Origin of the sequence: Mangrovimonas sp. DI 80 (genome assembly GCF_001975575.1) — a bacterium.
In the GTDB taxonomy this organism is placed as follows: Bacteria; Bacteroidota; Bacteroidia; order Flavobacteriales; family Flavobacteriaceae; genus Mangrovimonas_A; species Mangrovimonas_A xylaniphaga.
Window position 1 is genome coordinate 220,322 of sequence record NZ_MSDT01000002.1, and the last position, 11,819, is coordinate 232,140.

Below are 11,819 nucleotides of genomic sequence, written 5' to 3' on the forward strand. Positions count from 1 at the left end.
TCTGAAATGTATCTACAATCTTAATTGATAAGACATTTCTAATAATTATATCCCTTGAAGTTAGGTCTTATATTAGAAGAATATTTTAGGCATCAATCTTATTCTTTGCACTCAATTAATTGAATAGCAAACTCCTTTCTATACATCAATTAATAGCTAATGTGAATACTTTTCACAATCGTCAATCCGCAAATAACTTACCGGAAACAATTCACAAAATTTACCGCTACTGACATGATTTGGACATATCGTACATGAGTGAAGAAGAAGAAGAAGAAGAAGAAGAAGAAGAAGAAGAAGAAGACAAAAAAGCTAACCATACATAGTAATAAAATATAATTAGGCAGTTAATTCCTTGATGGTATCCTTTAATATACTATGAATATTTTCTGCATTAAGAATAGTGTCAGAAACTTTTTGAGCATTTTCACCAAACAAACGCGCCAAGCTCCTGTCCTTTAGCGCCTTTTGAAAACTTCCCATGACTAGTTTGGCATCATTTATATCACAAACAAATCCACACCTATGCTTTTCAGCAAAAATTGAAGCACTTGAATATTTGGGAGCCCAAACAAAAATTGGTTTTCCATATGGCGCATAATCAAGCCATTTAGTTGTAAAACTTGTTTGAACAAAAGGCTTTTCTACCTCTTTAAAACTCATTACCGTTAAAAAGGCATCCGCTTTTTGAAGTTCCTTCTTAAGCTCCTCAAATGGCAAAAAAGACTGGTAAATCCCTGCATTTGCCATAAGGGAAATATCATCTTTACTCCAATCATTTCCGGCCGGAAAAATTTTTAGGTGTAAATTTTCAGATTGCATAATTTCCTTAGCTAATCTTAGCAACATCTCGCCGTAAGAACCATAGCAATTTCCTGCGTAAAGAATCGTAAATTTCCCATTATCATTAGTCTCTAAAGCTGATTCAATTTTAGGTATGGCGTGACCAATCGGATACAACACTTTCCCATTTCTAGAACGCCCAAAAAAATCAAACATCCCCTCACTTGTATAAAGCACCTTATCTGCAGAAGCATTTAATTTATGGTATTTCTTCATTAAAAACTTCCTAACCCAATTGTAAGGCTTACAATATTGAGGAAAGAATAAAGACAAAGGAAAAAGATCCTGGTAATCTGCCACCAATGGTTTATTAAGTAGCTCAGCCAATTGAAGCGCAAAACCCGAATGCAGATTATCAGGAACTGTCATTATGACATCCGGATCGAAAGCTTTCACATAATTCACTAACCCTTTTGGCATCAAATACCAATTAGAAATGAAAATAAAATTATAGTAGTATCGTGCAAATCTTGTTTTATACAAAATTTCACCTAATTTTCGACGTTTTATTGAAAATTGGTCTTTGATATGTTCATTTTTTAGATCATAAGAAGCAATAGCTATATGGAAATCATCCCTCAACACAAAATGCCTATAAATGGCTATTCTGGCACCACAACTCGTATCCGGCAATACAGATGAAATGTAAAGTATTTTTGGTTTGTCCATATTATATTGTTGTTTCCTTAAATATAAACATTTCGTAAATAACTCACCATTTAAAAAATCATTTTCGAAACGAATTTGAACTAAACAATTTAAACTTGATAAAATTCCGGATACAGATTCTTTCCAAAATCAAAAGTAGTTTTCCTTATGGCATCAATTTCTGAAGAACTTAACCTATTTTTCCATGAATTAATATCAAATTTTGAATTGCGATTACGAATATGTGCACGACGATCATTTTCTGAAATAACAACATTATTATTCATAGTTTCATTAAGATAAGCCAATGTTCGATCTGTAAATTCAAGGCCAGTTTTCAAAAATAAATTTTCTGTCATATTAATTGGATCCATTATTAAATCTTCAAGTTTGATAAAACCCCAATTTTTATATACTTCCGCCCACATTTCAATTATATGAATAAAAAAATTCCATATTTCACATATCTCTTCAACATCTGAATCATACTTTTGATAATTAGTTTTCCAACGATCTAAATCAAGCCCCAAACTTTCCAAACCTTGCATCAATTTTTTGTTTTCAACCAAATGTGACATTCTAAACTTCCATCCAACTCGTTGAGCGCTACAAACTATGGAAGCAGGATGTTTTATTATAATGACAGGCAGCATCTCATAATTTCGATAGAAAAAATCAGCATTAAAAAAACCTATGGGATCTTTGAGTAAAATCCGTTTTGAAAACAACATAAGCTTCACATTTCCTAGAGCATATCTAAGACCATTTGCACTATTGTAATTTATCTCAGTCCAAAACCATTTTAAATCTGTTCTAAGACCTAAAGCTCTTTCCAATGAGGCACTCCTATTTTCAATATAATCATACCACCCCGTCACCTTATAATGCCAGTTTTTAACAACAGGATTAAATGGTTCAGATTTTTCATTAAACTCCCCAGAGGAAAGAAAAATTTTCCCCAACCATGTTGTACCAGATCTAGGCATTCCTGTAATAAAAATTGGAGGTTTCATCGGATAGTAAAGTTAATTTAACAAACAACGAATATTATTTTTTTAAGCTCATATCGAACAAAAATTATCAGTTGCAAAAAAGCATCAATAAATATTTAAAATCACAATATTACTGCCTCCCTAAAAGTCAAACCGATCCTTACCTTTTTTAGTAAAAGCTTACTCTATGTATTTAAAAATATGAATGACTAGAGCTATTCGTATTTGATTTCTCTATTAAATTGCCATTTGCCACTTCAAAGACCTTGGAAAAACCTTTCAAATGATCAAGATTGTGAGTAATGTAAACAATTGCCAAGTCCTTTTTCAACTCCATAATTGTTTTCGTAATCTGTTTCTGGGTTTCTTGATCTAATGCGGAAGTAGCCTCATCCAATAGCAAAAAATCGATGTTTTTATACAACTCTCTTGCTATAGATAATCTCTGCTTTTGACCACCACTTAGATTAGCACCATTCAATCCTATAACCTCATGTTCCTTTAAAGGCAAACTATCAATAAAATCAAAAATATGCGCCTTCCTAACGGCATTACAAAATCGATCAAGATTTGCTTTTGAAGGTGTATCCCAAAAAGTAACATTATTAAAAATTGAATCCTCAAAAATTATAGGTTCTTGAGTGATATATCCTATTCTATTTTGGTAAGAAGGTACATTAATATCAACAAGACTTGCTCCGTCAATTTTAATATCCCCTCCTCCTGGTCTTATTAAACCCGCAATTAAATTAATCAAAGTAGTTTTACCAGAGCCGCTTTCTCCTATAACACCTATCAACTCACCTTTATTTACTCGAAAATTAACATTGCTTAATATAACCTTATCATTATATGCGAAAGAAACATTTTCAAAGACTACGGAATTACGAATGTCTTGAATCTCATTATCTGAAAACTGCTGTACACCTTTTTTTAATTCATTATTTAACTTATCGTAATTTTCTATAGAGCCATGAAAACTTAGAAATCTATTATAAGAACTTTGTAGAAGCACTACAGATGACAAACCTCGATAAAGAAACAAAAGGCTTACAATCACTGACCCTATATTACCTTTAAGAAAATATGCTTGAATACAAATAACCACTATAAGAATATAAATCAATAATGGTTCTCGGAATCCCGCAGACAAACTATCAATCTCTCCAATTTTACGATTAGTTAATTCTACTTCTATAATTTTATCTCTTAGATGTTTTGAATAATTTTTAGTTCTATTGGTCGCTTTAAGATATTTAAAATTGGCCACAAATTGAATCACCAAACTTTGTAAACTATTTTGCTCTGAAACGAGACATAAAGACAGTTGTTTGGTCTTTTTATAAAACATTCTAAACAAGAAATTAGTCAAGCCTCCTCCAAGCATTACCATAATGGCGAAGGTGGGGTTGGCAAAAAAAGCCAAAGCCAAGTAAGTAATCAACAATATTAAATTCTGGAACATAGCACTATAGCTATAGAAACCTTGGGCCAAACGCCATACTTCTCCCGTCATAGCATTTTGCAATCGCCCAGAACTGTGATTTATAAAAAAACTGTAATTTAAATTGGTAAGATTTCTTAATAATTGCAATCTCGCGTTCCTTATTAGTTTTTGATTGTACACTACTCTTAAAAATTGTTCGAGCCATTTAGCAATCCCTTTTAACGTAAAAAAGAAAGCTATAACAGATAAAACAACTATTAAATTCAATTCTAGTCCAAAAGAATTTAGCCCATCAATTAAGAATCGTAAATTACCAATCATCTCAGGATTAATCTTCCGATTATCCCCAGAAACAAGCTGTAATAAAGGCACAAACATGGCAAGACCTAGACCATCCAATAACCCAACAAGCAGGCTCATAGACAGCATCCAAATAATTGAAAACCCAAGAAATCTGTAATAAAAAGCTAGACTCGAAAAATTATGTTTCAGTAATTCTTTTATTTGTGATTTCATAGAGCAACAAGTTCTTAACTAATTTTTTGTCTTTCAAAATAAGGCTATTCTCTGATTTCTTAACAACACGGTTATTCCAATGCTTAACCCTTGTTAGGTCTTAACTTACTAGAAAAGAAAAAGACTAAACGTAAACCTTTAATTAACTCAATTATTCAATTTCACCCAAAGGAGATTACTTTTTAGCCTATTTAACAATATAACTTTTTCTTTCTGTATATAACCTCTTTGTATAAATTTTGGAAAAAGCACTCCCGAGGAGCCCAATAATTATTCCTTCACAGCTTAATTACTCCCCATTATTTTAAAACAATATTATGTTGCAAAAAACAATATTAAAACAAACGAAAATCAACAACTTAACCTATCCTTTTGGAAATGCAAAGCTTACTAAATTTATCGGTCCTATAGGTGAAGTCCTTTTTATTTAATCGAATAAGTTTTCTGAGACAAGGCTTTTTTCTAATTCCAATTAATCAATTTTACCAAAAAAATACTCAATCACCTAACACTAAGATAATTATTTTAGTAAAAGCACAATAATAAGCTACAAAAAATCTTAGCCTTGCTACCTGAAATATTCAAATAATGGTTTTATTGAATGTGAGTGAAGACATAAAATCACCAAAATATTTGCCCTAAACCTACTGGAGCTAACATTTTTTATCAAACTGACATTAAATGATTCAGCAAATATTTCTTTTCTTCTAAACTAGACAAATACCGAAGTGCTAAAATTCTAGTATGGTAATATTTATCAAAGTTAAATTCATCCCTATTCAGTGAATTGGATATTTGATGTTCATCCAAAGAAGAACGATAATACATAATACCCCCATTGTTTTGCAAAAAAATAATTCCTTTAGCCAATCCTGCCATTTCATGATGCCTTCATCAAAACCACCAACGCCAACAATGGCCTCTTTCTTCCAAAAAACAACAGAAGTCAACCATAAACATTTTCTCTCAAGATAGCCTGATAAATTTATTTCAAAATCATGATACCTTTCCCTACCTAAAGATATGTCATGTTTAAATTCTATGATTTGGGAAATCATTTCATCTGCTTAAGAACTATTCAAAGCATTTAATTGAGACTCCAAAAAATTATCGCTAAGTATACCATCTAAGTCTAAAAAAACGACATAATCAGCCTCAGCTTCTTTTAAACCTATATTCCTACAGGTATTTGCTCCTTTGGGAAGTCGACTCCTATGAATTAGTCTAAATTGACTATCTTGGGAGATATACTGCTTTGCAATTGTATTATCAGTTGAACCATCATCTACAACTATACATCCAAAATCAGATAAAGTTTATAATTTGACACTTTCCCTGTTAAATAAAGGAATAACTACTGTAACTCACAATTGTAAATTGTAAAATTATTATCGTACCAAATGGTCATTTTTTCTTGACACCACTTTTTATATGCCTCCTCATCTTCTATAGTCCAATTTCCTAATAATTGATATTGAGCTTGGTTTGATCTCAACACTTGAAACTCGAAATTGGGAAGACTTAAAAATTCCAAAATAACATTAATCTTATCATTGATATCTTCAAGTCGTATAAATAACTTGCTTTCATTTGGCAAGCTTTGAAATTGAGTTTCTATTACAGAATTCCAATAAGACCAATACCAACAATTTCTTTCAAAAGGAGTCATTTCTTTCCACTCATTTTCTGTTAAATTAACACCTTCTATTTTGGAACCATCCAAACGTCCTATAGTGTAATTTCTTCCAGTGTTTAAAGCCGGAATACATTTATCTTTTCTTATACGATAACCGTACTCCCTATCACAAAACCACCCCCTACTATACATAGAAGTAATAGTAGGCTTTGCTTCCCTTATCAACCAAATAAATTTAGACTTGGGAAATATCTCAAACAAAATACTAATGAGGTTTGAATATTTTTGGTCCGATTCGCCATAAAAGTCTGTGGTAACAACAGAAACTTGGGAATATAAATTAACCAACTCTTGTTTAACTCTTTCTTTAGAAATACTTCCCTGTGCATATTCCGTAGATAACTTAATTAACCTCCCTTTAGGTTCATGACGGCATGTCACGTTTGGATGCTGTGACAATATTTTAGATATGGTTTCACTTCCTGATCGTCCAGTCCCGACAATAAAAAAAGGTTGATGCTCCAAATGCATCACATCGTAAGAAGATTCTAAAGAAACAGGTTTACCGTTAACACCCCCAAACCGCTGCCTCTCTTTATTTTTATTATAAGAATCGATATCTCTATCCTTTAAAATTCTTTGTGGCGCATTACCCACTATTGAATAAGGAGGCACATCCTTAGAAACAACACAACCTAATCCTATAATAGCTCCCTCTCCTATAGTTACCCCAGGACAAATACAAACATTCATCCCAATCCAAACATTACGCTCAATACATACAGATTTGTATATTCGTTCATTATTATAAGGTATAGCATCCCCATTATATTCATGACTACTAGTATAGATCACTAAATTTCTACTAATATGAGTATTATCCCCTATAATTAACCCTCCATCTGAATGAATATATGCGTTATCACCTATATGAATATTATCTCCAAGAGACACCATCTCAGGATGTGTAATCTTAACTTTTCCATTAAGAAATATTGACGAACCTTTTTCTCTTATACGATTCATCATAATTGTTTTTTTATTATCTTCTATTTCATTATTATGGTAGTCCAATACTTCTCGAAGTACAAACCTAGACTTAAATAAAAAGGATCTAAAAATATTTGTATAGATAGCCATAATTACAAAATTTCAAAATTCAAACATACTCCTTCTTTACCTGAATTAGGTAAAATCCCTGTTCCATAAAAATCGCCATTAATTACATTTATAGTGCAAGCATTTCTTAACCAGTCGTACTGTTCAATATTATCCTTAATTAAAAAGTTTAAACTATATCTCCCTTCCATAAAAGGAAATTTATCAATTTTAAAAATAAGTTGCCCTTCTCCTTTTTTTAGATCAAATACTTTTGTTATACAATCAGAACGGAGAGCGGTCACGAAAGTTTTACTAACATCCGTAAAAAAGCCTATAGAAAAAATAACATTTCCAATGTCAACCTTAGAATTATAATTTAATTTTATAAAAAAAGGCTTTCCTGTAACAGCATCCTCTATTATGTTATTCAAGTCATTTAAATTTCTTGCAGTTGATATAGTTAAAAGTTGAACAAGGCCATTTCCTTTACGTTGAGAGGTATCTAAATTATTAGTGTTAACTTTTAAAACAGCATCCATTGTTAAATATTGTGTTATAGTATCTTCTATATCACCTATAAATTCTACCTGTCCATTTTTTAACAATAGCCCTCTATCACACAAATTCTGAATACTAGCCATATTATGGCTTACAAACAAAACCGTGCGACCACCACCACTACTGATTTCTTTCATCTTTCCAATGGCCTTCTTTTGAAACTCAGCATCACCAACGGCCAAGACCTCATCCACAATTAAAATTTCTGGTTCTAAAAAGGCCGCTACGGCAAAACCTAAACGCACTTTCATCCCAGAACTATAACGCTTTACTGGTGTATCCGAATACTTGGCACAGCCTGCAAACTCCATAATCTCGTCATATTTGGCATCGATCTCCTTTTTGGTCATTCCTAATATAGTACCGTTCAAATACACATTTTCCTTCCCTGTCATTTCAGGATTCATCCCTGTTCCCACCTCCAATAAAGAGGCTATACGGCCTTTTGCCTTTATGGCCCCAAAAGTAGGGGCTGTAATTTGAGAGATGACTTTAAGCAAGGTACTCTTTCCGGCACCGTTTTTACCAATAATACCCAATACTTCTCCTTTTTTAACCTCAAAGTTGATATTATCTAAAACCTTGACATACTCCCCTTTCTCTGCCTTCTGGGTACGATCGTTAGTAGCACCCACTTTTGAAAAGGGGTCTTCTTTACCGCGAACCCTAGCCCACCAACGATTTAAATCGTGACTGATAGTACCGGTACCAACTTCTCCTAACCTGTAGATTTTGGAGAGATGCTCTACCCTTAACACCACCTCTTCCTCATTTACAGATATAATTGTACAATCTAGTTTAGTTTTTTCCTGTTTCATTTATGCGTTAATAAACTTTATTACAGTATCACATAGCATTGATACGGATAGTCATTTTCAAAATACATGCCACTCCCTTATAGTGATAATTATAGTATGATTTTTTTAAACCGTGTCCATAAAGGTCTTCTCTGTCTTATTAAAGACCAGAACTCCTACCGCTAATACAACTAGCATCAAAACGGTAGTATATGCCAAGCCAAACCAAGAAAACAAACCACTACCCAAAAACATATAACGAAAGGCTTCTATAATATGGATAAATGGATTCCAAAATAAATACGTTTGCATAGCCTCAGGCACGCTTGAAAAAGGCGCTATTACCGATGACACATACATCATTAATTGCACTGCAAAGATTAATAAAAAGGTAAGATCGCGATACTTGGCGGTAAGCGAAGTAAATAAAATACCTGCCCCCATACCAAAACCGGCCATTAAAAGCAGTAATAAAGGAAAGAGAAAAAGTGTAGAATTTAATTGTACCGTCAATTGCCCTGTTAACCAATAATAGAGATATACAACTATAAAAAGCCCAAATTGAATAACAAACTTTATCAGTCCACCAATTACTTTTGATAAAGGCACAATTAACCTTGGGAAAAACACTTTCCCAAAGATATCTTGGTTAGTTTTAAAGGTTTCCGAGGTACTTTTAAAGGTTTCCGAAAAATAATTCCATATGGTTACACCACTCAAATAAAATAAAACAGGAGGTATCCCATCCGTAGAAATGCGGGCAATACGATTAAAAATCACCAAAAACATTAAAGTAGTTAGTAAAGGTTGTACCACATACCAAATAGGTCCCAGTACAGTTTGCTTATAAATGGTTATCACATCACGCTTTACAAACATCTTTAAAAGATCCCGATAACGCCAAATACTTTTAAAGTCAACAGCAAATAAACTAGATTGTGGCTCGATTACAATATCCCAATCTTGCTTTGAATTTTCCTTCATTATATCAAATTTCTTATCGTGCACTTAACTCACACCAGCCCTCTTGTTTTTTGGCAAAAGCAGCTATTTCCAGTAAAATATTTTCTATATTTATTTTAGGAGCCCAGCCCCAAACTTCATTAACCTTTTCTGAATCCAATACCATCCAAGGAATATCAAATGGCCGTTCTGTATTAGTACTTTCTACAGTATTTGGACCAATATTTGTTTCACACCAAGCTGTTAATTGTGCTAAGGACATAGAATTCTCTAGGCCTCCACTTACATTAACAATTTTTGGTTTCCTTGAATTTTTAGGCTCCTTCATCTGCTTCAAAATAAGTTCTGCCAAATCATTGGGATGTAAACAATCCCTAACTTGATAGCCTGACCCACCAAAACCGATATATTTTAATGGTCGATTCTCTTGGAAACTGTGAATCCAGAAGGCAAAAATACCTTGAGCAGGGTGTCCAAACTGCCCCGCACCCGCAAGCACCCCACAACGGTTCACCCATACTGGAAACCCAAAGGTTTCGCCATATTCCAACGCTAAATGTTCTGAGGTTACTTTGGTACTACCGTACAATGAAACAGGAGGTAAGGTACTATAAGTTTCATTCACCCCTTTCTCGGTAATACCAGCAGGGAATACTTGGTCCCTATTTGGTGTGAAGGCTTTATTTTGTTCAGACATTTGCAAGCTTGCCAAATCTGGAATAGAATATACTCTACTTGTGGATAATAATACAAAGCCAGCCTTATGTTGCTTACAATATTCCAAAAGGTTAATAGTGCCTCCTAAATTATGCTCAACGAGCTGTCTACTACTGGTTTTCCCATCAACCCCTGCCAATACAGAAGGATTCGCCGCGGCATCAATTAAAAAATCAGCTTGGGGAATCACTTCCAAATCACTAGCATTCCTAATATCGCCTTTAAATACCGTAATACCCAAATCCTGCATAGGTTTCAGATTGGTCCAACTCCCAGTGCGAATAAAACTATCCAACCCGAAAATTTCGAAATCCGGATTTGTTTTTTTCAAATGCCTAGCAATGGTAGATCCAACAAACCCACAGATTCCTGTAATAAAAATCTTCATATATTACCCTTCTTGTTCTACCAAACGTGTTTTCCACGACTCAACTATCTGTCTTATGGTTTCATCTAAGGAGATTGTAATATCCCAATCAGGATAGTGTGCTTTCATTTTTCTTAAATCACTGTAATAACAGATGTGGTCACCCTCTCTGTTCTTATCAGAATACACGTAGTTCATAGGTTTACCTGAATACTTTTCAGCAATTTTAAATGCTTCCAAAATAGAACAGGTATTATCCTTTCCTCCTCCTAAATTATATACCTCGGCAACTCTCGGAGCCTTTATAAACTCTTCAATGAATCTTGAGATGTCATATGAATGAATATTATCCCTTACTTGTTTTCCTTTATAACCAAAAACAGTGTACTGTGTCCCATCCAAATTACATTTCACCAAATAACTCAAGAAGCCATGAAGTTCTACACCTGTATGATTTGGACCAGTTAAACAGCCTCCTCTAAGCACACAAGTTGGCATATCAAAATACCTTCCATACTCCTGCACACAAATATCAGCAGCAACTTTAGAGGCTCCAAACAAAGAGTGTTTACTTTGGTCTATGGTAAAATCTTCAGCAATTCCAGTCAAATACTTTTCAGCCGCATAGTCCCAACGCGTCTCCAATTCTACCATTGGAATTCTATTAGGAGCATCACCATAAACCTTATTAGTGGACAAATGCACAAAAGGAATATTTGTAGAATATTGACGTGTCGCTTCCAACATATTGAACGTTCCTACAGCATTAGTATCAAAATCATCAAATGGAATGTCTGCCGCACGATCATGACTTGGTTGTGCAGCGGTGTGCACGATGGCATCTGGAGCGATGTCTTTAATGGTTTTCAAGACCCCTTCGCGATCGCGAATATCCAACTCTACATGCGTAAAAGCGTTCAATTCTTTTTCTAATCTAGCTTGATTCCAACGCGTATCGCCTTTCTCTCCAAAAAAGACAGCTCTTTGATTGGCATCGATGCCATAGATTTTCCAACCCAATTTATCAAAGTGCTTACAAACCTCAGACCCAACCAATCCCGATGATCCTGTTACTATTAATTTTTTCATATCCTAAATATTTCTTATCTGTGTTTCTAAATTCAGTTCAACCAACCATCAATACAACTGACAATCAGAGACATTACATTTTTACAACTCTCAAATTTAAATGAATTCTACTATAAATCAAGTGAATTCATAAATATTAAATATA

9 protein-coding genes and 1 pseudogene are annotated in these 11,819 nt (G+C 33.6%); all 10 read right to left on the minus strand.

What is annotated here, in order from left to right:
• Positions 1-339: 339 nt before the first annotated feature.
• Positions 340-1,425 carry a hypothetical protein gene (locus BKM32_RS01650; protein WP_123812045.1) on the minus strand — a complete coding sequence of 362 codons (1,086 nt, stop codon included), beginning with the start codon at positions 1,423-1,425 and terminating at the stop codon, positions 340-342.
• Positions 1,426-1,601: 176 nt separating this feature from the next.
• A complete protein-coding gene (locus BKM32_RS01655) occupies positions 1,602-2,504 on the minus strand; it encodes a sulfotransferase (protein ID WP_076662273.1) in 903 nt (300 codons plus the stop codon).
• A gap of 172 nt (positions 2,505-2,676) precedes the next feature.
• Positions 2,677-4,446 carry an ABC transporter ATP-binding protein gene (locus tag BKM32_RS01660; protein ID WP_076662274.1) on the minus strand — a complete coding sequence of 590 codons (1,770 nt, stop codon included), beginning with the start codon at positions 4,444-4,446 and terminating at the stop codon, positions 2,677-2,679.
• Between the two features lie 779 nt (positions 4,447-5,225).
• On the minus strand, positions 5,226-5,504 hold the full coding sequence (locus BKM32_RS01665; RefSeq protein ID WP_076662275.1) for a hypothetical protein: 279 nt from the start codon (positions 5,502-5,504) through the stop codon (positions 5,226-5,228).
• Positions 5,505-5,513: 9 nt separating this feature from the next.
• A pseudogene (locus BKM32_RS16655) lies at positions 5,514-5,744 on the minus strand (glycosyltransferase family 2 protein); the annotation flags it as partial.
• Positions 5,745-5,800: 56 nt separating this feature from the next.
• Entirely contained in the window at positions 5,801-7,222 is a 1,422-nt protein-coding gene (locus tag BKM32_RS01675) for a sulfotransferase (RefSeq protein ID WP_076662276.1), read from the minus strand.
• A 2-nt stretch (positions 7,223-7,224) separates the two neighbouring features.
• Positions 7,225-8,559, minus strand: a complete 1,335-nt coding sequence (locus tag BKM32_RS01680) for an ABC transporter ATP-binding protein (protein WP_076662277.1) — start codon at positions 8,557-8,559, stop codon at positions 7,225-7,227.
• A 105-nt stretch (positions 8,560-8,664) separates the two neighbouring features.
• A complete protein-coding gene (locus tag BKM32_RS01685) occupies positions 8,665-9,522 on the minus strand; it encodes an ABC transporter permease (RefSeq protein ID WP_076662278.1) in 858 nt (285 codons plus the stop codon).
• Between the two features lie 13 nt (positions 9,523-9,535).
• Positions 9,536-10,606 carry an NAD-dependent epimerase/dehydratase family protein gene (locus BKM32_RS01690; protein ID WP_076662279.1) on the minus strand — a complete coding sequence of 357 codons (1,071 nt, stop codon included), beginning with the start codon at positions 10,604-10,606 and terminating at the stop codon, positions 9,536-9,538.
• A gap of 3 nt (positions 10,607-10,609) precedes the next feature.
• Positions 10,610-11,674, minus strand: a complete 1,065-nt coding sequence (locus BKM32_RS01695; protein ID WP_076662280.1) for an NAD-dependent epimerase/dehydratase family protein — start codon at positions 11,672-11,674, stop codon at positions 10,610-10,612.
• Positions 11,675-11,819 lie beyond the last annotated feature (145 nt).

Coding starts and splice junctions, on each gene's coding strand:
- BKM32_RS01655 (WP_076662273.1), bottom strand. CDS start 2,504: ATGAAACCTCCAATTTTTATTACAGGAATGCCTAGATCTGGTACAACA.
- BKM32_RS01660 (WP_076662274.1), bottom strand. CDS start 4,446: ATGAAATCACAAATAAAAGAATTACTGAAACATAATTTTTCGAGTCTA.
- BKM32_RS01665 (WP_076662275.1), bottom strand. CDS start 5,504: ATGATTTCCCAAATCATAGAATTTAAACATGACATATCTTTAGGTAGG.
- BKM32_RS01675 (WP_076662276.1), bottom strand. CDS start 7,222: ATGGCTATCTATACAAATATTTTTAGATCCTTTTTATTTAAGTCTAGG.
- BKM32_RS01680 (WP_076662277.1), bottom strand. CDS start 8,559: ATGAAACAGGAAAAAACTAAACTAGATTGTACAATTATATCTGTAAAT.
- BKM32_RS01685 (WP_076662278.1), bottom strand. CDS start 9,522: ATGAAGGAAAATTCAAAGCAAGATTGGGATATTGTAATCGAGCCACAA.
- BKM32_RS01690 (WP_076662279.1), bottom strand. CDS start 10,606: ATGAAGATTTTTATTACAGGAATCTGTGGGTTTGTTGGATCTACCATT.
- BKM32_RS01695 (WP_076662280.1), bottom strand. CDS start 11,674: ATGAAAAAATTAATAGTAACAGGATCATCGGGATTGGTTGGGTCTGAG.